The sequence below is a fragment of the Hymenobacter algoricola genome, assembly GCF_039539525.1.
Lineage (GTDB): Bacteria > Bacteroidota > Bacteroidia > Cytophagales > Hymenobacteraceae > Hymenobacter > Hymenobacter algoricola.
Genome location: NZ_BAABDH010000112.1, coordinates 1 through 23,062, shown reverse-complemented (window position 1 = coordinate 23,062; position 23,062 = coordinate 1). Strand labels below are relative to the sequence as shown.

Below are 23,062 nucleotides of genomic sequence, written 5' to 3'. Positions count from 1 at the left end.
GAAATAGGAAGGCTCTTGGGAGCAGTTACGCAAATATAGGTGCCTCCCGTTGCGCCAGCCAAAATTTATCTGCCGGGTCAGGCTATTAAACTAAGTGCCGGACGTGGTAGTTTAGCCCCGAATTACCTTCCTGCTTTTCCATGACCTACTCCCCTTCCCTGCGCCCCGTGCTGGCCGGCCTGAGCCTCACGCTGGCCCTGGGCGCCTGCCAGTCCGATAAGAAGCCCGAAGCCGCCGCCACCGCCGACGCGGCCACCGCTCCCGCCACGCTGACGGACGGCACCTGGCGCGGGGTGCTGTCGGCCCAGGGCCAGGAAATCCCGTTCCTGTTCGACGTAGCCACGGCCGGCGGCAAGCCCACCGTAACGCTGCGCAACGGCGAGGAGCGCCTCAAGCTCGACGAAATCACCTCGGCCGGCGACTCCACTACGATTCGTTTGGGCGTGTTCGACGCCGCGCTGGTGGTGCGGGCCGATGGGGAAGACAAGCTGAAAGGCTCTTGGGTGAAGTACGACGGCAAGGAGCCGTACCGGGTGCCGTTTGCGGCTACGAAGGGGGAGCAGCAGTTGTTTGCAGTAGCTGCTGCCCGCAAAGCCCTGTCGTTTGATGGTACCTGGAAAGTAACGTTCAAAGGCGACGATGGCGAAACCTATCCGGCTGTCGGCATCTTCAAGCAAACCGGTACCGACGTAACCGGCACTTTTCTGACCACGACCGGCGACTACCGCTATCTGGCCGGGCAAGTGGATGGCGCCAATTTGAAAGTCAGCACGTTCGACGGCAGCCACGGTTTCCTCTTCACGGCCCACAACGGACCGAAAGAGCCCATCGATATTACGAAGGAGTACGCCCCTAATACCTTGTTCGGCGACTTCTACTCCGGCAAAAGCGGCCACGAAACCTGGACTGCCGTGCGCGACCCCACCGCCAAGCTGCCCGATGCCAACGCCCTGACCGGCATGAAGCCCGGCCAGAAAAAGCTCGACTTCAAGTTCCCCAACATCTTCGAAGGCGGCAGCATCTCCCCTTCCGACCCCAAGTACCGGGGCAAAGTCGTGGTCATCCAGATTCTGGGCTCCTGGTGCCCCAACTGCATGGACGAAACCAACTTCCTGGCCCCCTGGTACGAGAAAAACAAGAGCCGGGGCGTGGAAGTCATCGGCCTGGGCTACGAGCGGACCGCCGACCAGAAGCTGGCCGCGCAGAAGCTGCTCAAGATGAAGCAGCGCATGAACATCGGCTACGATCTGGCCGTGGCCGGCATTGCCGACAAGGAAGCCGCCGCCAAGTCGCTGCCGCAGCTGGCCCAGGTGCTGGCTTTCCCCACCACCATCTTCCTCGACAAGAAGGGCGAGGTGCGCAAGATTCACACGGGCTTCTCGGGCCCCGGCACCGGCAAGTACTACGAGGCGGAAATGGCCGACTTCAACCAGACGGTGGACAAGCTGCTGGCGGAGTAGCTACACAGCAGCCCGTATTTTCCCCGGCTGCCATCCGGAGCCTGCAAAGGACTTTCCTCTTTGCCTCTGCCCACGCTATTAAATGTCCAAAGCCCTTTACCTCGCCAGGTAAAGGGCTTTGGGTTTTGAACCAGGTTCAGCAATAACGCGGAGGAAGGTCCTTCCCTCTGCTTCGCGCCGTTCAGGATGACGGACGTTTTTTATTGACCTAGCGCAGCCGCAGCGTCAGCTCAAAATCCCCTTTCGGGCGCAGCGTAATCAGCGGCTGGGTAAGCACGGGCGGCTGGCCGGCCGCCAGCTCCACCTCAAACTGACGCAGCAATTCCAGGGTCACGAGCTGCATCTCGGTGAGGGCGAACTGCATACCGATGCACAGGCGCGGGCCGCCGCCGAAGGGCGCGTAGGCCGCCGGCACCAGCGGCGGCTGGCCCGGGGCGAAGCGCAGCGGCCGGAATTCGGCCGGCGCCGGCCAGTACTTGGCGTCGTGGTGCAGGCCGTAGATATAGAGCGAAAACAGCGTGCCTTTGGGAATGGGCAGGCCCTGGTACTCGTCGTCGGCCAGCGCAACGCGGTCTACCATCCAGGCGGGCGGGTACAGGCGCATGGCTTCCTGCACCGCGTAAAGGGCCCGGCTCAGGCGCGGCAGCTCCTCGAAGGAGAAGGGCGCAGCCGCCAACGCCGGCGGGCGGGCCGCCAGCACGGCGGCGGTTTCGGCGCGAATGGCTGCGGCCTCTCCGGGGTGCTGGGCCAGCAGGTAGAGCAGCCAGCTCAGGGCGTTGGCGCTGGTTTCGTGGCCGGCAATGAGCAGGATCAGGGCTTCGTCGAGCACCTGGGCCGTGCTCATGGGCTGACCGGTATCCTCGTAGCGCACGTCGAGCAGCATCTGCAGCAGGTCGTCGGGGCGCGCGGGGGCATTGGGGGCGTCGTTGGCCTGGCGGCGCTGGGCAATGTAGCCGCCGAGCAGCGCGCGCAGCTCGGCCGTGAGCTGGTCGTGGTAGCGGAAGCGGCCGCGGAGCCGCAGCCAGGGCGTGAGGTAGGGCTGGCGGATGGTGCGCACGTAAAAGGCCTGAATCTCGGTTATCAGCCCGGCTACCCGATCCAGCTCGGCGGCGGCAAAGTTGGAGCTGAACACCGAGCGGGCAATGATGCGGAAGGTGAGCCGGGTCATCAGCGCGTGGGCCGGCACGCTCACCTCTCCCCCGGCGGCCGCCGCCTGGCTGGTCAGCGGGGCCAGGGTTTCCCGAATGATTTCCTGCATCAGCCCGGTGAGGCCGGCCACGCGCTGGCGGTGGAAGCCGGGCTGAATCAGGCGGCGCTGCCGCAGCCAGTCGGGCCCCTCGTTGGTGAGCAGGCCGTGGCCCACGTAGCGGGCAAAGCCCTGGGTAAACTTCGACTTGGCGTAGTTACGGTGGTTTTTCTGCAGAATGTGCTGGATCAGGCCGGGGTCCTGGGTCAGGATGGACTTCTGCACCCCGCCGATGTAGAGCTGCACCGTGTCGCCGAAGCGGCGGAGCGTGGCTTCGAGCACCGGCAGCGGGTCTTTGGCCAGGGCCAGCGAGCGGAGCACCGACTGCCAGCGCGGCACCCGGGGCAGGCGCGCCGGAACGGTAGAGGGCGAAGAGTCAGCCATAAAAACGGGCGTAGTTGCGGGGCAGGCCCAAAAGTAACCCGCTCGGCCCCAACCCGCCGGGGGCCGGCTCATCTTTTTTCAAAACCTGCTCGTAAAGCGGTCAGGGCTTCGGCCCGCGCCCGTTCCGCCTCTTCCCAACCCCAAACCCTTCTTTGCCATGTGGATTCAGCAGAAACCCAACGCCCCCGCCCCCCTCGACGAGCTGCAGGGCCGTACCGTCGGTCTTAAGTTTGAGTGCAACCAGTGCCAGACCGAAGTCTTCACCGACCTGATCGGAATTCCGGCACCCGACCATCTGGCCAACTCCATGGAAGACGACGGGCAATTCGAGAAGGAAGAAATCAAGTGCCCCGGCTGCGAGATGACCCACGAAATCACCGTCAAGAGCACCTTCGATGGGGTGATGTTCGACGTCTCGGAGGTGAAAGCCGAAAGCGTGGCCTACCAGGTAGCCGGGCAGGAAGGCTAGCCGACTCCAAACGCGTTGCCATGTAGTGGGGTCAGTAGCATACTGGCCCTATTTTTTACTCCCCACGGCCACTTTCCGTAACTTGCGCCGGATTATGTACCCAGCTCTTCAGCAAATTCTTGACAACCCGGCGGCCTCCCTGGCCATTGTGGGCAACCTGGTCATCATCGAAAGCCTGCTTTCCGTCGACAACGCGGCCGTGCTGGCCACCATGGTCGGCGACCTGCCCCGGGAGCAGCGCAAGCGCGCCCTGCGCTACGGCATCTTCGGGGCTTACCTGTTTCGGGGCCTGTGCATCCTGTTTGCCTCCTACCTCATCGAGTTCTGGTTTCTCAAGCCCCTGGGCGGCCTCTACCTGCTCTACCTCGTCTACGACCACTTCAAGTCCCGCGCCGCCCCGGAGCACGACGAGATTGTGAAGGAGAAAAGCTGGGTTTACCGCCACACGCTGGGCCTGTTCGGGCAGTTCTGGGCCACCGTGGCGCTGATTGAGCTCATGGACCTGGCCTTCTCCATCGACAACGTGTTTGCCGTCGTGGCCTTCACCGACAACCTGATTCTGATCTGCGTGGGCGTCTTTATCGGCATTCTGGCCATGCGGCTCGTGGCCCAGGCTTTCGTGCTGCTCATGGCCCGCTACCCGTTTCTGGAGGTGGCCGCCTTTGTCGTCATCGGCATCCTGGGGCTGAAGCTGACGCTGTCGCTGGTGGAGCACTTTGCGCCGACGCACCCGTTCAGCGTGTTTCTGGGCAGCCACGCCGCCGAAGTTGGCCTCACCGTCGTGACCGTGGGCGTGTTTCTGGTGCCGCTGCTGTCGTCCTGGCTGTTCAACAAGCCCCGCCACCAGAACTTCCGGCTTTAACCCGCGGCCCAGCGCCAGGCCGCCCCTCTGCCATCCCAGCCCAAAGGCCACCTTCCGGGTGGCCTTTTGTGCGGAGCTCGGTGCTGCTGTACCGGCGCAGAACCGGGCAGAGCCGGCACCCGAAGCCTACTTCTCCCGCTCGATAGTGTAGTTGATCAGCTGCTCCAGCGAGTGGCGCGAGGGCGAATCGGGGAAGGTGCGCAGCAGCGTCAGCGCCTCGTCGCGGTAGTTTTTCATGGTCTGAATGGCGTAGTCGAGGCCGCCGGACTGCTTCACGAACTCAATGACGGCCTGCACGCGGTCCTTGCGGCCGTCGTTGTTTTTCACGTTGTAGATGATGCGGCGCTTGGTCAGCCAGTCGGCCTGCTGCAGGGCGTAGATGAGCGGCAGCGTCATCTTCTTCTCCTTGATGTCGATGCCCACGGGCTTGCCGATTTCGTCGGTGCCGAAGTCGAACAGGTCGTCCTTGATCTGGAAGGCCATGCCCACCTTCTCGCCGAAAAGCCGGGCCCGCTCGATGGTTTCCTGGTCGGCGCCGGCCGAGGCGGCCCCCACGGCGCAGCAGGAGGCAATCAGCGACGCCGTTTTCTGGCGGATAATGTCGAAGTACACGTCCTCGGTGATGTCGAGGCGGCGGGCCTTTTCAATCTGCAGCAGCTCCCCCTCGCTCAGCTCACGCACCGCGTTGCTCACGATTTTGAGCAGGTCGTAGTCGTCGTGCTCCAGGCTCAGCAGCAGGCCCTTGCTGAGCAGGTAGTCGCCCACGAGCACGGCAATCTTGTTTTTCCAGAGGGCATTGATGGAAAAGAAGCCCCGGCGGTAGTTGGATTCGTCCACCACGTCGTCGTGCACGAGCGTGGCCGTGTGCAGCAGCTCGATCAGGGCCGCGCCGCGGAAGGTGGCTTCGGGCAGCGGGTCGCCGCCGCTGATTTTGGCCGTGAAGAACACGAACATGGGCCGGATCTGCTTGCCCTTGCGCTTCACGATGTAGCCCATGATCTTATCGAGCAGCAGCACCTTGGTTTGCATGGAAGCCCGGAACTTGCGCTCAAATTGTTCCATCTCGGCCGCTATCGGGGCCTGTATTACATCCAGGGTACTTTTCATGCGGGGGCTTGCGCGACTCAAAGTGGCCTCAGGGCCGCGCCGGGCAGCTCAAAGCGCCACAATGATACGCGGCCGTCCGGCGGTTTCCTAACCACCGGCGGGGTCCGCGGGTTTTGACGGCGTACATTAAGAGCTAGAGGCGCATATTTGCGTCTCGCCGCTGAACGGCGATGCCCGAACGATGCGGCCCCGCACCGTTCAACGCCGAGACGCGAACATGCGTCTCTACACCCTCTAACGCATCTTTATGCCGGCCCAGCCCGTCCGCTTCGACTTCCTGCTGACCTCGCCCCACCACGGCCGGTCTTTCGCCGCCGATGCCCGCTACGTGGCCGACGGCCAGCCCAAGCCCGTGGTGGTGTTCGTGCACGGCTTCAAGGGCTTCAAGGACTGGGGCCACTTCAACGTGCTGGCCGACTGGTTTGCCGCCCGGGGCTTCGTGTTTGTGAAGCTCAACCTGTCGCACAACGGCCTCGTGCCCGGCGGCACCGGCGATTTGGAAGACCTTGAAGCCTTCGGCCAGAACAACTTCAGCCTGGAGCTGAACGACATCGGCACCCTGCTCGACGCGCTGGACCAGGGCCGGCCGGAGCTGCCGGCCGCCGAGCTGGACCTGACCCGCCTGGCCCTTATCGGCCACAGCCGGGGCGGCGGGCTGGTGCTGCTCAAGGCGGCCGAGGACCCGCGGGTGCGGGCCGTGGTCACCTGGGCCGCCATCAGCAACGTGAACCCGGGCTGGACGGCGGAGCTGATGGCCCACTGGCAGCAGCAGGGCGTGTACCACGTCGAAAACAGCCGCACCAAGCAGCAGCTGCCGCTCTGCTTTCAGATTGTGGAAGACTACCACCGCCACCGCCTGCGCCTCGACATTGCGCACAACCTGCGCCGCAAGCTGCGCCAGCCCCTGCTCATCACCCACGGCGACCAGGACGAAACCGTGCCCCTGGCCCGGGCCCACGAGCTGCACGCCCTGCGCCCCGAGGCCGAGCTGCTTATTCTGCCCAACGTGACCCACAACTTCGGCGGCGCCCACCCCTGGCAGTCCGACGAGCTGCCGGCCGAGTCGCGGGAAGTCGCCGAGGCCACGGCGGAGTTTTTGCGGCGGGTGCTGGTCGTTGAGAGCTAGAAACACCCGCTAGATTATTCTTGCGGCTTATTTTTCCTTTTCCAAAAAATAAGCCGCAGGTTTTGGAGCATATTTTTTGGAAAAGGAAAAATAAGCTCCAAAACCTGACAGCGCTTTTCCCCTTCGCAATGCCCACCGCCTACCTCCTGCTCGGCTCCAACCTCGGCGACCGGGCCGCCATCCTCCACGCCGCCGTGCAAACCCTGGCCGTCACCGCCGGCGCCATAACGGCGGTATCCGCCCTCTACGAAACCGCCGCCTGGGGCCTCACCGACCAGCCCGCCTACCTCAACCAGGCCGTGCGGCTGGCTACCAGTCTTACGCCGGAGGCGCTACTCACCGCCTGCCTGGCCACCGAGCAGCAGGCCGGCCGCACCCGCCGCATCCGCTGGGACGCCCGCACCCTCGACGTGGACATCCTGCTCTACGACGATGTAATCCTCAATTTGCCTCAGCTGCAAATTCCTCACCCGCGCCTGCCGGAGCGCCGGTTTGCCCTGGTGCCCCTGGCCGAAATTGCGGCCGGCGTAGTGCATCCCGGGCTGGGCCGGACGGTGGCGGAGCTGCTGGCGGGGTGCGCAGATGAGCTGGCGGTGCGGCGGGTGGCAGGGTAGCAGGTAGCGCTAATCTTTGCCGAGCAGCTTTCAAAGTCAGGGCACCTTAGTCGGTATCTGCGGGGAAGGTGCTACTGACACGAGTTGGCCATAGCAGTTTTCCACCTCATACAGAGACGCGACCCTTCGCGTTTCCTCGTTTAACGATTTCGTTCAAGGTTCACATTTCTACATCCTGCGTACGCCGTTTGCAAAACCGCTATATCTTCGGGTAGCACTACTGCTATAAGTCGCGCATATGTTGACCCTTGACAAACTATTCTCGGCCTATAAGCTGAGCAAATCGGATATCAGCCGACACTGCCAGGAAGCAAGAGCGACTGCTACTGACTGCGGAAAGCTACGGACCTTTCAAGAGCTCCCATTGAGGTGGTCTAGCTAAAACGGACAGTGAGAAGTCTTACCTTCCCCTGCCCATGACCGAGAAACTGCATTTTGGCGATTTGCCCGCCACCCGCAAGAAATATACGCCGGCCTTTAAGGCGGAGTGCGTGCGCCAGGTGGCCGCCGGTGCCCGGCAGAGCGACGTGGCCCGTGCCCAGGGCATTTCGCCGGCGCTCTTGGGCCGCTGGCAGCGCGAAGCCCTGGAGGCCGCCGTGCCCAGTAGCGCCGAGCGCGACGAAATCAGGCAGCTGCGCGCTGCGCTCAAACGCGTGGAGATGGAGCGTGATATTTTAAAAAAAGTCGTGACCATCTTTGCGCAACCGCCTCAGTTATGAGCCGCTACCAATTCCTCGACGCCTGTGTGGAAGCTTGGCCGGTGCAGGTCCGTTGCCGTCTGTTGGCGGTGAGCTCGGCCGGTTAGTATCAGTGGCGCAAGCGCCCGGACCAGCCGGCGGCAGCGTGGCAGCTGGCAGCGCAGGCGGCCTTTACGCGCCATGCTCGCCGGTACGGCACGCGCCGTTTGCGGGCCGAATTACGCGCCGAAGGCCATGTCGTGGGCCGCTGCGCACTCCGCTCGTGGCTGCACCGCAACGGGCTGCGGGCGCTGAGCACCCGTCCACAACGCCCCCGCACGACGGTGGCCGACCCGGCCGCCGTCGTGGCTGAAAACCGGCTACTCGGTCAGCCCGCCCCCACCGCCCCCGACCAGGTCTGGGTGGGCGACATCACCTATTTGCCGCTGGCGGGCGGGCGCTGGTGCTACCTGGCCACGTGGCGTGACACCTGTTCGCGCCGGGTGGTGGGCTGGCACCTGGCGGCCCAAATGCCCACCGAACTCGTGCTCTTCGCGCTCGAACAAGCCCTGACCCTGCGGCAGCCCGCGCCAGGGCTTATTATTCACGCTGACCGCGGCAGTCAGTATACCAGCGCCGCCTGCCGGGCCCGCATCAGCACCGCCGGGGCGGTGGCCAGCTTCAGCCGGCCGGGTAATCCCTATGATAACGCCCAGGCCGAAGCCGGCTGGAGCACGCTCAAAACCGAATTGCTGCCCGGCGGCAGCCCGGTTGCCTCGCTGGAAGAAGCCCGGCTGGAAGTGGCCCACTACCTCGACACCTACTTCAACCTGGACCGCCGCCACTCTGCTCTCGGCTACCGCTCGCCCCACCAATTTGAGCAAGACCTGAAATCCAACCTACCTTAGCCTACTGTCCGTTTTTACTGGACCACCCCAGCCTGCTAGTGGTTTAGCAGGCTTTTTAGTTCAACAGCTGAAAACACCGGCTATACCACCGCCGAGCTACCAACTACTTCGGACGCAATCTTCTTTACCAGCCCCTGCAGTACCTTGCCCGGGCCGCACTCCACAAATTCGGTGGCGCCGTCCTGCACCATGCGCTGGATGCTCTGGGTCCAGCGCACGGGCGCCGTGAGCTGGCGTACCAGGTTCCGGCGGATTTCGTCCGGGTCGCGGTGGGGGGCGGCGTCCACGTTCTGGTACACGGCGCACAGGCCGGCGCTGAACTGGGTGCGCTCGATGGCCTGAGCCAGCGCCGCTTCGGCCGACTGCATCAGCGGGGAGTGAAACGCGCCGCCCACGGGCAGCAGCAACGCCCGCTTGGCCCCGGCGGCCTTGAGCTGCTCGCAGGCCAGCTCCACGCCGCGCTGGGAGCCGGAAATGACCAGCTGACCGGGGCAGTTGAAGTTGGCAGCCACCACCACGTCGCCGGCCTGGGTGATTTCCTGGCAGATGCGGACCGTGGTGTCATCATCGAGGCCGAGGATGGCGGCCATGGTGCCGGGCTGCTCCTGGCAGGCGGCCTGCATGGCCTGGGCGCGCCGGGCTACCAGCTGCAGGGCATCGTCAAACTTGAGGACCCGGGCCGCCACCAGCGCCGAAAACTCGCCCAGGGAGTGGCCGGCCACCATGTCGGGGCGCAGGTCGGGCAGGGTGGCGGCCAGGGCCACCGAGTGCAGGAAGATGGCCGGCTGGGTGACGCTAGTCTGGCGCAGGTCCTCGTCGGAGCCCGTGAACATGACGTCGGTCAGACTAAAGCCGAGAATTTCGTTGGCCTGATCCATGAGCTGGCGGGCGGCGGGCTGCTGCTCGTACAGGTCGCGGCCCATGCCGGTGAACTGGCTGCCCTGACCGGGGAAAATAACTGCTTTCATGTGGCGAAGTAAAGGAACGGAAGAAGAGGAGGTGGTTGGGGCGACAAGATAAGGGAATAAAAAAGCCGCTTCCAGGGCTGGAAGCGGCTTTTAAACGAATCAGAAAAGCTTAGCGGGTTATTTCCACCCAGCCCTTGTAGGTTTTCTTGGTGCCCACGGCGTCGGCAAACTCCACCTCGGCCAGGTAGTAGTACACCCCATCAACGGCTTTCACGCCCTTGTTGCTTTCGCCGGTCGGGCCGCCGCCATCCCAGTTGATCAGCGGGTCGGCATCGCTTTCGTAGACCTTCACACCCCAGCGGTTGAACACCTGGAAACGGGTTTTGCGGATCGGGCTGGCGACTTTGGGCCGCAGCTTGTCGTTTTTGCCGTCGTTGTTTGGTGTGAAGATATTCGGCATCAGGAACAGCGGGCAGTTGTCCTTGCACTCGATGTTGCTGGGGCCGCTGGCCGCACCGGCCGAGTCGACGGCTACCACGTAGTAGCAGCCCGCCGCCCCGATGGCAGCGTTGTTGATGGTATGCGCGTAGCTCTGCCCGGTCAGGGTAGCCAGCAGGGTGAAGCGGGTAGTAGCCGTGTCGTTGCCCTCCACCTTCACGTTGGGCCGATAATACAGGCGGTAGGCCGCTATTTTCCGGCTGCAGTTGCTGGGCAGGCTGCTCAGCGTCCACGACAGATTGTTGGTGTACGTGGTATTCAGCGGGGTGGCATCAAGCTCAAACAGGCGCGCCTGCAGGCTGTCGCAGTTCACCTGCTTCAGCCTCAGCACCGGAATGCACGGCACTTCCTGCAGCCGCACGCACCGCTCCTGACTCAGGTTGATCAGCCGCTGGTCGGGCTTGCCGTAGGTGCCGTCGGTCTGCACGTAGTAGCAGTAGTTCTGGCCCACGCGCAGGGGCAGGGCCGTCGTGCCGCGGTCTTCGTAAGTTCCGCCGGTCCTGGTAGTGGGCGCCGTACCTATCTGCACAAAGTTGCCGTTGGCGTCGCGCCGGTAGATAACTACGGGCCGGAGCGAATTATCCCACGGCACCTCATAGGTCCAGCTCAGCGTGATTCGCAGGTTCGCCGGATCGGCCGTGGCCAGCAGCCGCACACTGGAGGCCGGACCCGTGGTTTCAGTCGACACGGGGGAGCCGGGCGTGGGCAGCGCATTGTTGAAGAACTCCAGCTTGTAGATGTAGGCGCTGTCCTGGGTGTTAAGGCCCTGATCCACGTAAGTGGTGTCGTCGAAAGCTACCGGTGTCGCGGTGATGCGCTTGAATTTTGGTGTGGCCCGCACCGACGAGCGGAACAGGTTATAGCCTTTGGGGTTGTTGAACGGGCTATTGAGGCCCGGCACTGGCTGGGTCCACTTCACCGTAATCTGCCCGTTCGTCGGGTTGGTGCGGTCCACGGTGACGTTCTTGAACAGGGCCGGCTTGCCGCCCACGGTCAGGCAGGCCTCGCGGGAGGCCAGGCTGGCGCCGCCCTTGGGCAAAGCAAACTGCACAAACAGCCGGTACGAATAGGTTTTGCCCCGCTCCAGCCCTTTACCGCCGAAGTCATCGGTAAAGGTGCGCGTTCCGACGGGCAGATTTGCGATGTTAATGAAGCCGGAAGAGGCAGAAATTCCCGTCACGCAGGTATCTACGGGCGTAATCGTGCAGCCCTCTTTGCGGTAGATCAACAGGCGGGCACCCGGATTCTGGCAGGCGTAGGCATCCCAGTTGAGCACCGCCCGGGTGCCTGCCTGAGCTACCTGCACGTTTTGCGGCGCGGGTCCTACCACCCGTATCCGCCAGGACAGCTCATCGGCCAGCGGGGTGGCGCCATTGCGGGGAGGAATATCTTCCGCCTTGAACAACACCTGATAAGGCTGCGCCGAGATATTGTCGCAGGTAGGCGTCCAGCGGAAGATACCGCGCGTGACGGGTGGGTTCAGGGGCGGAGAATAGGGAGTGATGGTGAACGTGGCTGAAGGCTGTATGGTGCCCGGCGGAATAATTCCCCCGAATGCGGTCAGCTCGATCGGGTCGTTGTCCGCATCGGTGGCCGTGATGGTCTTCACGACAGGCGTGCCCGCCACCACGCAGATATCCGCGGGCACCTTCAGAATGGGGCGCACGTTGTTGGCGTTGCGCACGGTAATCTGCATGTCGCGCACCACCTCCCCGATCAGGAGGTAGCGGGAGCCGGTCTTGCGCCACTCCCGTACGATAAAGGCCACATTGTAGTCGCCCAGGGTGAGGGGCGAGTTCCATACGATAGTGCCCGTGATGGGGTCTTGCCGGAAGATGGGAGCCTGGCCTACCTGGCCCGCGGGCGGGCCGTTATACGCCACCTGCTGGCCTCCGGCAGCCAGGTGCGGATAGACAAAGCCGCTGCAATTGACGGCAATGGGCTGGTTGCCGTTGCGAATAGCTTCCTGCAGATCAGACTGCTGGCTGGGCCGCAGCTCATACGACATGGAGTCGCCGTCGGCATCGAAAGCGCCGGGGTTGTGCACGAACACCTGCTGGCGGGAGGCCTTGTTCAGGGCCGGGTTAGCCAGCACCGGCGTCCGGTTGAACGGAACGGCCGGGTCCACGGACACGGACGTGAAGATGTAGAACGTCTGGTTGGCCGCCCCCGGGATGTTCACCAGATCCTTCTTGCGGTTTTCCCCGATAAAGCTGACGCGGTATAGCAGGCGCGGCCCGTTGTAGGTATGCTCGAAAAAGTAGGTATTCAGGTAGCTGTCGGAAGCTGCGCCCGTGAGCAGGATTTTGTCGCGCCGCTGAATACCATCAGTGCGGGTACCATCCCCAAAGAAAATGGTCACCTCCTGCGTATCAGCCGGGGTTCCGTTCGGACCAGTCGTAGCATCCGTGTAGAGCACCATCTTGAAGAAGAAGTGGCGCGGGTCGGCCGGGTCGCTGGTAGCCTGGATGTCGCCGGCCCGGATGTGGGTCGCCCACGCCGTCGGGCTCAGCCCCAGCAGCCCTACCATGCCCAACACTACTACCAGCAGTGCTCTGCCGGCACGGGAAAGTAACGGAAGATTCATAGAACGAATGAATTAAAAGCCCGAAAAGACAATTTGAAGAAGGTCGGGAAAAACCGTTTGGAAACCTAACAAAAGTCCGGTCCGGCCGGTTACTATTTCCCCGTCAAACTCTAACGGGGTTGGCCCAATATTGATTCACCTCGCGTGTAAACGTAGTAATTGCATTGTTTAGTACCCGGTCGGCACGTACCTTTGGCCGATACACCCGACCCCTTCAAACCCACCAATCGCTCCTATGAGTTGGATTAGTAAGACGTTTTCCAGTAGCATCGGCCGCAAGATCATTATGGCCCTTACCGGCCTGTTCCTCTGCTCTTTTCTGGTTGTTCACCTGATCGGCAACCTGCAGCTGTTCAAAGATGACGGCGGCGCCGCCTTCAACATTTACTCCCATTTCATGGGCACCAACCCTATCATCCGGACGCTGGAGTGGGGTCTGGTACTGGGTTTTGGCTTCCACATCTACGAGGCCCTGGTGCTGACGCGTCGCAACCAGACGGCCCGCGGCATTGGCTACGTGGAAAGCCGCCCCAGCCAGAACAGTCCCTGGCAGGCTCGCAACATGGGTTTGCTGGGTACGGTCATCCTGGTTTTCCTGCTGGTGCACCTGTACAACTTTTTCTGGCGCGCCCGCTTCGGCGACCTGGATCCGGACATCAACAACAATGACGACCTGTACACGCTGGTAGTTAGCTCTTTTCACCAGTGGTGGTACGTGCTGCTGTACGTGCTGGCGCAGGTGGCCCTGTGCTACCACCTCATTCACGGCTTCCACAGCGCGTTTCAGACCGTGGGCCTGAATCACCGCAAGTACACCCCGGCCATCAAGCTGGTGGGCTACGCTTTTTCGGTTGTGGTTTGCGCGGGCTTCGCCGCCATGCCGCTTTACTTCTACTTTTTAAAATAACCCCTAACCTCGTTCATTCCGATGATTCTGGATTCCAAAATTCCCGAGGGGCCATTGGCCGAAAAATGGGATAAGCACAAGTTCAACGTAAAGCTCGTCAACCCCGCCAACAAGCGGAAGTACGACGTGATTGTAGTAGGTACGGGCCTCGCCGGGGGCGCGGCCGCCGCTTCATTGGCCGAGCTGGGCTACAACGTAAAAGCCTTTACCTACCACGATTCGCCCCGGCGCGCGCATTCTATTGCGGCTCAGGGTGGTATCAACGCCGCCAAGAACTACCAGAACGACGGCGACTCCATCTTCCGCCTGTTCTACGACACCATCAAGGGTGGCGACTACCGTGCCCGCGAAGCCAACGTGTACCGGCTGGCGCAGGTGTCGGTGAATATTATTGACCAGTGCGTAGCGCAGGGCGTACCCTTCGCCCGCGAGTACGGCGGCCTGCTGGCCAACCGCTCGTTTGGCGGAGCCCAGGTAAGCCGCACGTTCTACGCCCGGGGCCAGACCGGCCAGCAACTGCTGCTGGGCGCTTACTCGGCGCTGTCGCGCCAGATTGCCTACGGCAAGGTGAAGATGTACACCCGCTCGGAGATGCTGGACGTGGTGATTGTCGATGGGCAGGCCCGGGGCATTATCACCCGCAACCTGGTTACGGGCGAGATTGAGCAGCACGCGGCCCACGCCGTGGTGCTGGCCACCGGCGGCTACGGCAACGTGTTCTACCTGAGCACCAACGCCATGTACTGCAACGCTACGGCGGCGTGGCGCGCCCACAAGAAAGGCGCGTACTTCGCCAACCCCTGCTTCACCCAGATTCACCCGACCTGCATTCCCGTATCGGGCGAGTACCAGTCGAAGCTGACGCTGATGTCGGAGTCGCTGCGCAACGATGGCCGGGTGTGGGTGCCCAAGACGGTGGAAACGGCGGAGCGGATTCGGAAGGGCGAAATCAAAGCCTCCGACATTGCCGAGGACGACCGCGACTACTTCCTGGAGCGCAAGTACCCGGCTTTCGGCAACCTCGTTCCCCGCGATGTAGCCTCGCGCAATGCCAAGCAGATGTGCGACGAAGGGCGCGGCGTGGGCTCAACCGGCCTGGCCGTGTACCTCGACTTTAGCGACATCATCAAGCGCACGGGCGCCGAGGCGGTGAGCCAGAAGTACGGCAACCTGTTTGCCATGTACGAGAAAATCACCGACGAGGACCCGTACAAGCAGCCGATGCGCATCTACCCGGCGGTGCACTACACCATGGGCGGCCTGTGGGTCGACTACAACCTGCAAACCTCCGTGCCCGGCCTCTACGCCACCGGCGAGTGCAACTTCTCCGACCACGGCGCCAACCGCCTCGGCGCCTCCGCCCTGATGCAGGGTCTGGCCGACGGCTACTTCGTGATTCCCTATACCATCGGCGACTACTTGGCGCAGACGCCGCCCAAGCCGGTGACGACCGAGCACCCTGCCTTCAAGCAGGCCGAAGCCGATGTGCAGGCCCGGGTACAGAAGCTGATGAGCATCAATGGCAGCCGCACGCCGGACGACTTCCACAAGATACTCGGGCAGCTGATGTGGGAATATTGCGGCATGGCCCGCAATGAGGCAGGCCTCAAGCACGCCAAGGCCGAAATTCAGAAGCTGCGCCAGGAATTCTGGAGCGACCTGAAGCTGAGCGGTACCGATATGGAGCTGAACCAGGCGCTGGAAAAAGCTGGCCGCGTGGCCGACTTCCTGGAGCTGGGCGAGCTGATGGTAGACGATGCTCTGGACCGTAACGAAAGCTGCGGCGGCCACTTCCGCGAGGAATATGCCACCGAGGAAGGCGAAGCCAAGCGCAACGACGACGAGTACGCTTATGTAGCGGCCTGGCAGTACGTGGGCGACAACCAGCCCGAAATCCTGAACAAGGAAGAGCTGCACTTCGAAAACGTCAAGCTCACCCAGCGTAGCTACAAATAAAGGAGCTACGGGGGGCCGGCAGCCCGCGGCCGGCCCTTTGGGCCGGGCGGCGCCCGCTTCTGGCTCGGTGCTTAAATCAACTGAACTCAGCTCGCAGCAAACAGCCTGCAGCTTGTAGCTAATAAAAAAATATGGCCGGCTCCAATCCCAACGCCAAACCAATGAACCTGACGCTGAAAGTGTGGCGGCAGAAAAACCGTACCGCCTCGGGTCAGGTAGTAGATTATAACGTCCGCGACATTTCTCCCGATATGTCGTTTCTGGAAATGCTGGACGTGCTCAACGAGGACCTGCTGCGCAAAGGCGACGACCCGGTTGCCTTCGACCACGACTGCCGCGAAGGCATCTGCGGCTCGTGCAACCTGTTTATCAACGGCCGCGCCCACGGGCCGGAGACGGGCACCACGACCTGCCAGCTGCACATGCGCAAGTTCTCGGATGGCGACACCATCGTCATCGAGCCCTGGCGGGCCAACTCGTTTCCGGTCAACAAAGACCTGAGCGTGGACCGCTCGGCCTTTGACCGCATCATTCAGGCCGGCGGCTACGTGAGCGTAAACACCGGCGGCGCCCCCGACGGCAACGAGATTCCGATTCCGAAAGACATTGCCGACCGTGCATTTGAGGCGGCTACCTGCATCGGGTGTGGCGCCTGCGTGGCGGCCTGCAAAAACGCTTCGGCCATGCTGTTCGTCTCGGCGAAAGTATCGCAGCTGGCGCTGCTGCCGCAAGGGCACGTGGAGCGCGCGACCCGCGTCGAGAACATGGTGGCCCAGATGGATATCGAAGGCTTCGGCGCCTGCACCAACATCGGCTCCTGCGCCGCCGAGTGCCCGGTGGGCATTTCGCTGGAAAACATTGCCATGCTGAACCGCGAATTCCTCTCGGCCAAAGCCTCGTCCAACAACCTGTCGTAGTCCGGCGACTTGGTCATTCTGACTGCCTAGAAAAGCGAAACGGCTCCCGTTTCGCTTTTTTTATGCGTCAGTGCTCCGGCCACGGCAATTTATTCGGCAGCCCGCACCAACAAATCAGCGTGCGGACCGCTTTATGCCCTACCGAGGCTTGCTCCTGGCCTCTGCTTTCTTACTTGGCTTTTGCGAATGATAACCATTATTGCCGGCACCAACCGTCCTAACTCCCGCGCCCGTCTCATTGCCAACATTTACGCCGACCTGCTGGCTGATCTTAGCGCCCCCCACCAGATTCTGGACCTGGCCGACCTGCCCGCCGACTTCACCCAGATGGCGCTGTACCACAACGCCGGGAAGCACGAGGCCTTCAATAAGCTGGTCGGGCAGGCGGAAGCGGCCGACAAGCTGGTATTCATCGTGCCGGAATACAACAACTCGATTCCCGGGGTGCTCAAGGGCTTTATCGACGGACTGCCCTATCCCGGCGGTGTGCGGGGCAAGAAAGCAGCCCTCGTGGGGCTGTCTTCGGGCAGCCAGGGCGGGCTGCTGGCGCTGTCCCACCTCACCGACATTCTCATGTACCTGGGCACTACGGTGGTGCCCGCCCGCGTCCGGCTGCCGACCATCAACCAGCACCTGGACAGCGGCGGCGAGCTGACCAACTCCCTGTATCTGCAGCTGCTGCGGGAGCAGGCCGCCCAGCTGCTGGCCGCGTAAGGCTCAGCCGCAGGCAGCCCGAACTCTTTTCCCGGCCAGGAGCTTATATTTGCCAGCTACCCCTACTCCTTCCGCCGTGGCCCGCTTTCTGGCTTGCTTCCTGACCACCCTTATGCTGCTCCAGACGTTTAGTCAGGAGTTGGTGGTATTGGATTACCAGGTGCACAAGGCCCGCATTACCCAGCTTTTCTGCGTGAACAAGGCCCGCCCGCAGCTGCAGTGCAACGGCAAGTGCCACCTGGCCAAAGAGCTGCGCAAGGCTGCGGACACCGACAGCAAAACTCCGGGCGCCAGCCTCGCCAAGATGAAGTACGAGGCGCTGCGGCCGCTGCGGCCCGTATTTGCGGCGCTGGCTGCTTTGCCCGCGGCCCCGGGGCGCTTCGCCGGTTTCCGGGCGCGGCCCTACGCGTTTACGCCCGCCCACGGCATCTTTCACCCTCCCTTGCTCCGGGCCTGAATCCGACCCGCCGTCGGCCCCGCCGGCTGACGGCCCCGTTTGTTTCCGGAACGGCGGTGCTCCCCTGTAGCCCTGCCGTTCCACTTACCCCGAAGTTTTTGACGATGAAAATCTCTTCCCTGTTCCTGGGCCTGGCCCTGACTGCCTGGGCAGTAACCGGCTGCGAAAAGAAAAAAGGCGACGACCCAAACCTCGTGGCTAAAACCGGTGAGCTATCCATTGAGATGGAGCACGTAGTGGGCGCGGGCGTCCTGAAGCTCGCTACGGCTCCCACCACCTACGACTACGCTACTCCCAGTGGCGACCCGTTCAACGTGACTACCTTCCGCTACTACGTTTCCAACATCAGGCTCAGGCGCGCCGATGGGACGGAATACGTGCAGCCCAACAGCTACTATTTGGTTGACGAGGCCAAGCCGGCCTACAAGCTACTGACGATTAAGGACGTACCCGTAGGCGACTACACCGGCCTGAGCTTCCTGATCGGCGTGGATGCCCCGCGCAATACGGCCGGGGTGCAGGAGAATGCCCTGGCTCCCAGCGACATGTTCTGGAGCTGGACCACGGGCTACATCTTCGTGAAAATGGAAGGCTACTCTCCGGTGGCTACCAGCTCGACGCGCTTTATGCAGTTTCACATTGGGGGCTTTGAAGGCCCCAACAACGCCCTGAAAACCGTGTCGCCGGCGCTACCGGCGGGTGTGAAGGTACTGGTCCGAGCTGACCACTCGCCCGCAATACACTTGAAAGTGGATGTGCTGAAGATGTTTACCGGCCCCAATACGGTCCGGTTCGGCAGCTTCGCCATTCCGCACGGCCCCGGCGCCAACGCGGTGAAAATAGCCGAGAACTATGCCGCGGGCATGTTTACGGTTGAGCACGTGTACGCCAACTAGGCCCGGGCACCCATGAAACGCACGTTGATGCTGCCGCTGGTCCTGCTGGGGCTGGCGGGAGTTTTCACGCCGGGCTGCCGGTCCGAGGCCGATGTCCTCCCCGAGGCGGGGGTGCCCGGCACGGTGTTGCCGGCCAATTTCCCGGCCCCGGTGTACGGCCCGAACGAGAATCCCCCCACCAGAGAAGCTTTCGAGCTGGGCCGGAGCTTGTTTTACGACCCGCGCCTGTCCCGCAACGGCACCGTTTCCTGCGGCAGCTGCCACCAGCAGTTTGTGGCGTTTGCCAATGCGGGCCACGACGTCAGCCACGGTATTGATGGCCGCACCGGTACCCGCAACGCCCCGGCCCTGCAAAACCTGCGCTGGCGCCGCGGCTTCATGTGGGACGGTGGCCCCAACCATCTGGAAGTGATGCCCCTGGCACCCATTACCAACCCGGTGGAAATGGATGAAACGGTGGAAAACGTGGTCGGCAAGCTGAACGCGGATGCTACCTACCGGCGCCGTTTTCAGGTGGTCTTCGGCAAGCAGCCCATCGACTCGTACCAGCTGCTGCGGGCCCTGGCCCAGTTTACGGCCGCGCTTACGTCGGCCAACTCGCGCTACGACCACTTCGTGCGGCGCGAGGCCGGCGGCACACTGTCGGAGCCGGAGCTGCGGGGGCGGGCCGCGCTGCAGCAGAAATGTGCCGGCTGCCACGCGACCGATCTGTTTACCGACGAGTCGTTCCGCAACAACGGGCTGAACCGCACCTTTCCCGCTGACTCGGGCCGCATGCACATCACCCAGCTGGCCACCGACCGGGGCAGGTTCAAAGTACCCTCCCTGCGCAACGTGGCCCTGACGGCGCCCTACATGCACGACGCCCGCTTTCAGACCCTGCTCCAGGTGCTCGACCACTACGACCACGGCCTGGTTGAGTCGGCGACGCTGGACCCGGTTTTCCGGCAGCGCGCCGGCCAGCCCGGCATTTCCCTTACGGCCCAGGAAAAGTCCGACCTGCTGGCTTTCCTGCACACCCTCACCGACGAAGCGTTTCTGGCGGATAAACGGCTGGCCGAGCAGCCGTAGGCTGTTCTGGCGCCCTGCCCAAGCTTCTCCCCTGACTTTTCCGCTGGCTTTGTTGCTGTTTCCGGCAGTCAGCCACGCCTGCGACATCTGCGGGTGCTTTAGGGCGTCACTCTCTACGACAACCCGAGCGGAGTGTCCGTAGTGCGCCACTACCGGGTGTTCAACGGCCACCAGCTGCTGGAGCAGGACCACCGGGTTTTCCCCGCCGGCGCCCACCCCTTCCGACCTTTATCCCGACGAGGATAATGGCTGCAGGCATCGCCACGTCGGCGACCCGACCGACTACGAGACTTATCGCGTCACGGAGCTGCGGGGCAAGTATTTTCTGGCCCGGCACGTGAAGCTGACTGCCTTTGTGCCCTTCGTGATGAACACCTCCCAGAGAGTTCTGCTACGAGAAGACCAAGGGCGAAATGCTCGACGGCCAGCTTACTCACGAACACGCCATGAACGACGCCCTGCTCGGGTGAGGTCCAGACGTTTACTACAAGAACCTGTCACTCAACACCAGCTGCCAGCTGCCCGTGTACACCACTGCCACCGACCACCCGGCCAGCGCCGGCCTCCTGCTGGTGGCGCTGGGCTACAGCTGTAAGCGAACCAAATTCCTGATCCAGTGAAGCTTGCAGTATTCGGCCGTGGGTACAGCCGCGGAGGAAATCAATTAAGCGGGCGGTAGCGTTCTGAGCTAAAATCAATAACTTGACCGTTCACCTTATTTTGCCCGCTTGCCTGTGCTAACTCCTACCCGTCTGTATTCCTGGTTTCTGGTGGCGGTGGCCGGGCTGCTGCTGCTGGGAAGCTGTAAAGAGGACGGCGAAGCTGAACCTGACCTGGACCCGCCGGTTACCACCCCGTACCAGCTGGTACTGCCGGCCGGCTTTCCGCAGACGGTAGTCATTCCGGCCGACAACCCGCTCACCCAGGAGGGCGTGTCCCTGGGCCGGATGCTGTTCTACGAAACCCGGCTTTCACGCAACAATACCATGTCGTGCGGCAGCTGCCACCAGCAAAGCAAGGCCTTTACCGATGGCCGGGCCCGGGCCGTGGGCGTTGATGGCGCGGCGCATACCCGGAGCGCGATGACGCTGGCCAACCTGCTGTGGGAGCCCAGTCTGAACTGGGATGGCGCTGCCACCGGCCTGGAGGGGCAGGCCCGCACGCCCATCGAAAACCCGGTGGAGATGCACCAGTCCCTGGCCGAAGGAGTAAGCAAGCTCCAGCAAACTGGGCTGTATCCCCCGCTGTTTCGCGCAGCCTTCGGGGCTGCCACCATCACGGAAGCTACTGTGCTCAAAGCCCTGGCCCAGTTTGAGCGCACCCTGATTTCTGCCAACTCCAAGTACGACAAGCTTAAGCGCAAGGAAATCAGCCGGCTCACTACTGAGGAAGAAAGCGGCCGCCAGCTGTTTTCGACCCACCCCTTCCCCATCGAGTCGCTGGTGGGCGCCAACTGCTTTCATTGCCACAACGAGGGCAACCTGCTGTTCAGCTCCACCGACTACTTGCGCGGCCCGGCGGCTACCTTTTTCAATAACGGCCTCGACGCCACGCTCACCGACACCGGCCGGGGCGGCGTAACCGGGCTGGCCACCGACCGGGGCAAGTTCCGGGCTCCGACGCTGCGCAACATTGCCCTGACGGCGCCCTACATGCACGACGGCCGCTTCCAGACCCTGGAGCAGGTGCTCGACCACTACAGCGACCATGTGCAGCTCACCAGCCCCAACATCGACCCCAACCTGCTCGATGCCAGCAACACTTTCAACGGGACCCAGCTCGACCTGACGCCCACCCAGAAACGCCAGGTTATTGCCTTCCTCAAGACGCTGACCGACTCCACCTTTGTTCAGGATAAGCGGTTTTCCAATCCTTTTTAAGTTTATCCCAACCCCGGCCGGCCGGTGGCAAACGAGGTAACTTAGCTGCTTCGTTTGCTTTTATGCCTGCTTCATCCTTGCCGCCTCCTACCTCCTATTTTCCGGCCCTGACCGGGGTGCGCGCAGTGGCCGCCTACCTGGTTTTCTTTCACCATTTCAATCCTTTCCCGGCCGAAGGCTCCACCCGGCTGCTGCACAATATCTGCCGGGAGCTGCACATCGGGGTACCGGTTTTCTTCGTGCTCAGCGGCTTTCTTATCACGCTGCGTTACGCCAACGCCTACCAGTGGAACGGCCGCTGGTGGCGGGAGTACCTGCGCAACCGCGTAGCCCGGATCTACCCCATGTATTTTCTGCTCACCTGCCTGAGCTACGGCTGGAACTACGCCGATACCGGCGAATTCAGCACCTGGAAATGGCTGGCCAATCTTACGTTTGTGCGGGGATTTTTTGAGGCGCTCATCTATTCGGGAGTTGCCCAAGGCTGGACGCTCACCGTGGAGGAATGCTTTTACCTGTTTGCCCCGGTGGCCTTCTGGCTGCTGACCCGGCCCCGGGTGCGCCTCTGGCCACTGCCTTTTATCCTGCTGGCTGTTGGGTGCGGGCTGGTTTGGCTGCTGGGCCCGCTGGGGTGGCACGGCCTGTTTGCCAATTTCAAGTTCATGCTGCGCTTCACTTTCTTTGGCCGGTGCTTCGAGTTTTTCGCGGGCATGCAGCTCGCCTACTGGTACCAGCAGGGCCGGTTGCGGCACTATGGCTGGCCGGCTGCACTGACCACTACAGGCAGTCTGCTCACCGCGGCGGCCCTGGCCGGCATGGTCTGGACGCGCGGCGGCTATACCTACGGGCAGGAGCACCCCTTTGGCGTTATGCTCAACAACGTAGTGCTGCCCGGCGGCATCATGACCCTGTTTGCCGGACTGCTCACCGAGCCCAGCGGCCTGCGCCGGCTGTTGGCCACGCCGCTGCTCCAGGTGCTGGGCAAAAGCTCCTACATTTTTTACCTTATCCATCTGGGCTACCTCCAGTCCTTTCTGCGCAAGCAGCTGGGGTTCGAAAATGAGCTGGTCAGCCTGGCAGTTGAGTTCCTGCTGCTGAACCTGCTGGCGGTAGCCCTCTATTATTCCGTCGAAAAGCATCTCAACAGCCGTATTCGCCGGCACCCGGCCACCCGGCAGCAGCATTTGGCTCCTGCCTAAAGTTTGCACACAAAAGTTGCTTCGGCTATTGTCGGGTGCCGGCGCTCCGTCTCCTCCTACGCTCGGCCCCAACCACCAGCGGCAGTTCCTCCCTGCGACACCACCGTCAGCAATTACTGTCTCGTCCGGCTATATGTTGACATGAATAAGGCAAGGGCCCCGCTCGGATTTTCCGGCGGGGCTTTTTCCTTGCGAATGGACTTGATTGGGGGTTAAGTA

General features: G+C 62.6%; 19 protein-coding genes and 1 pseudogene. 16 read left to right on the top strand and 4 right to left on the bottom strand.

Annotated elements, in window-relative coordinates; genetic code table 11:
• Positions 1 to 140 precede the first annotated feature (140 nt).
• Positions 141 to 1,460, top strand: a complete 1,320-nt coding sequence (locus ABD842_RS19550; protein ID WP_345117579.1) for a peroxiredoxin family protein — start codon at positions 141 to 143, stop codon at positions 1,458 to 1,460.
• A 208-nt stretch (positions 1,461 to 1,668) separates the two neighbouring features.
• Here ABD842_RS19550 and ABD842_RS19545 read toward each other — a convergent pair whose 3' ends face one another.
• The gene (locus ABD842_RS19545; RefSeq protein WP_345117577.1) at positions 1,669 to 3,090 is read right to left on the bottom strand and encodes a cytochrome P450; all 1,422 of its coding nucleotides are present in this window, start codon (positions 3,088 to 3,090) and stop codon (positions 1,669 to 1,671) included.
• Between the two features lie 157 nt (positions 3,091 to 3,247).
• On the opposite strand from ABD842_RS19545, the gene ABD842_RS19540 reads away from it, so the two are divergent.
• Both ABD842_RS19540 and ABD842_RS19535 read left to right on the top strand, forming a co-directional pair.
• Positions 3,248 to 3,559: a hypothetical protein gene (locus tag ABD842_RS19540; RefSeq protein WP_345117575.1), complete on the top strand. Its 312-nt coding sequence runs from the start codon at positions 3,248 to 3,250 to the stop codon at positions 3,557 to 3,559.
• 94 nt (positions 3,560 to 3,653) lie between these two features.
• Positions 3,654 to 4,421, top strand: coding sequence for a TerC family protein (locus tag ABD842_RS19535; RefSeq protein WP_345117573.1), 768 nt, complete (start codon positions 3,654 to 3,656; stop codon positions 4,419 to 4,421).
• 126 nt (positions 4,422 to 4,547) lie between these two features.
• On the opposite strand, the gene ABD842_RS19530 is transcribed toward ABD842_RS19535, so the two are convergent.
• Positions 4,548 to 5,528, bottom strand: a complete 981-nt coding sequence (locus ABD842_RS19530; protein WP_345117571.1) for a polyprenyl synthetase family protein — start codon at positions 5,526 to 5,528, stop codon at positions 4,548 to 4,550.
• Between the two features lie 247 nt (positions 5,529 to 5,775).
• Between ABD842_RS19530 and ABD842_RS19525 the strand changes: the two genes are divergently transcribed.
• From ABD842_RS19525 to ABD842_RS19510, 4 genes and pseudogenes are all read left to right on the top strand, one after another.
• Entirely contained in the window at positions 5,776 to 6,654 is an 879-nt protein-coding gene (locus ABD842_RS19525) for an alpha/beta hydrolase family protein (protein ID WP_345117569.1), read from the top strand.
• A 128-nt stretch (positions 6,655 to 6,782) separates the two neighbouring features.
• On the top strand, positions 6,783 to 7,268 hold the full coding sequence (gene folK / locus ABD842_RS19520) for a 2-amino-4-hydroxy-6-hydroxymethyldihydropteridine diphosphokinase (protein ID WP_345117567.1): 486 nt from the start codon (positions 6,783 to 6,785) through the stop codon (positions 7,266 to 7,268).
• A gap of 416 nt (positions 7,269 to 7,684) precedes the next feature.
• The gene (locus ABD842_RS19515) at positions 7,685 to 7,987 is read left to right on the top strand and encodes a transposase (protein ID WP_345117565.1); all 303 of its coding nucleotides are present in this window, start codon (positions 7,685 to 7,687) and stop codon (positions 7,985 to 7,987) included.
• A gap of 98 nt (positions 7,988 to 8,085) precedes the next feature.
• Positions 8,086 to 8,853: pseudogene (locus ABD842_RS19510) on the top strand (IS3 family transposase); the annotation flags it as partial.
• 80 nt (positions 8,854 to 8,933) lie between these two features.
• Here the strand turns inward: ABD842_RS19510 and fabD are convergent.
• Both fabD and ABD842_RS19500 read right to left on the bottom strand, forming a co-directional pair.
• A complete protein-coding gene (gene fabD, locus ABD842_RS19505) occupies positions 8,934 to 9,821 on the bottom strand; it encodes an ACP S-malonyltransferase (RefSeq protein WP_345117563.1) in 888 nt (295 codons plus the stop codon).
• A gap of 109 nt (positions 9,822 to 9,930) precedes the next feature.
• On the bottom strand, positions 9,931 to 12,846 hold the full coding sequence (locus tag ABD842_RS19500) for a T9SS type B sorting domain-containing protein (RefSeq protein ID WP_345117561.1): 2,916 nt from the start codon (positions 12,844 to 12,846) through the stop codon (positions 9,931 to 9,933).
• Positions 12,847 to 13,081: 235 nt separating this feature from the next.
• Here ABD842_RS19500 and ABD842_RS19495 point away from each other — a divergent pair, with 235 nt between their 5' ends.
• The 9 genes from ABD842_RS19495 (at position 13,082) to ABD842_RS19455 (ending at position 22,843) form a co-directional block, all read left to right on the top strand.
• Entirely contained in the window at positions 13,082 to 13,753 is a 672-nt protein-coding gene (locus ABD842_RS19495) for a succinate dehydrogenase cytochrome b subunit (RefSeq protein ID WP_345117559.1), read from the top strand.
• A 21-nt stretch (positions 13,754 to 13,774) separates the two neighbouring features.
• A complete protein-coding gene (locus tag ABD842_RS19490) occupies positions 13,775 to 15,709 on the top strand; it encodes a fumarate reductase/succinate dehydrogenase flavoprotein subunit (protein WP_345117557.1) in 1,935 nt (644 codons plus the stop codon).
• A gap of 161 nt (positions 15,710 to 15,870) precedes the next feature.
• Complete coding sequence (locus tag ABD842_RS19485) at positions 15,871 to 16,626, top strand: succinate dehydrogenase/fumarate reductase iron-sulfur subunit (protein ID WP_345117759.1); 756 nt, start codon at positions 15,871 to 15,873, stop codon at positions 16,624 to 16,626.
• 186 nt (positions 16,627 to 16,812) lie between these two features.
• On the top strand, positions 16,813 to 17,340 hold the full coding sequence (locus tag ABD842_RS19480; protein WP_345117555.1) for an NADPH-dependent FMN reductase: 528 nt from the start codon (positions 16,813 to 16,815) through the stop codon (positions 17,338 to 17,340).
• 76 nt (positions 17,341 to 17,416) lie between these two features.
• Positions 17,417 to 17,797 carry a hypothetical protein gene (locus ABD842_RS19475; protein ID WP_345117553.1) on the top strand — a complete coding sequence of 127 codons (381 nt, stop codon included), beginning with the start codon at positions 17,417 to 17,419 and terminating at the stop codon, positions 17,795 to 17,797.
• A 104-nt stretch (positions 17,798 to 17,901) separates the two neighbouring features.
• Complete coding sequence (locus ABD842_RS19470) at positions 17,902 to 18,693, top strand: MbnP family protein (RefSeq protein WP_345117551.1); 792 nt, start codon at positions 17,902 to 17,904, stop codon at positions 18,691 to 18,693.
• A 12-nt stretch (positions 18,694 to 18,705) separates the two neighbouring features.
• Positions 18,706 to 19,764 (top strand): cytochrome-c peroxidase, encoded by a 1,059-nt coding sequence (locus ABD842_RS19465; RefSeq protein ID WP_345117549.1) that lies wholly within the window; start codon positions 18,706 to 18,708, stop codon positions 19,762 to 19,764.
• A gap of 734 nt (positions 19,765 to 20,498) precedes the next feature.
• Positions 20,499 to 21,644, top strand: a complete 1,146-nt coding sequence (locus ABD842_RS19460) for a cytochrome-c peroxidase (protein WP_345117547.1) — start codon at positions 20,499 to 20,501, stop codon at positions 21,642 to 21,644.
• Between the two features lie 62 nt (positions 21,645 to 21,706).
• Positions 21,707 to 22,843, top strand: coding sequence for an acyltransferase family protein (locus tag ABD842_RS19455; RefSeq protein ID WP_345117546.1), 1,137 nt, complete (start codon positions 21,707 to 21,709; stop codon positions 22,841 to 22,843).
• Positions 22,844 to 23,062: the final 219 nt, after the last annotated feature.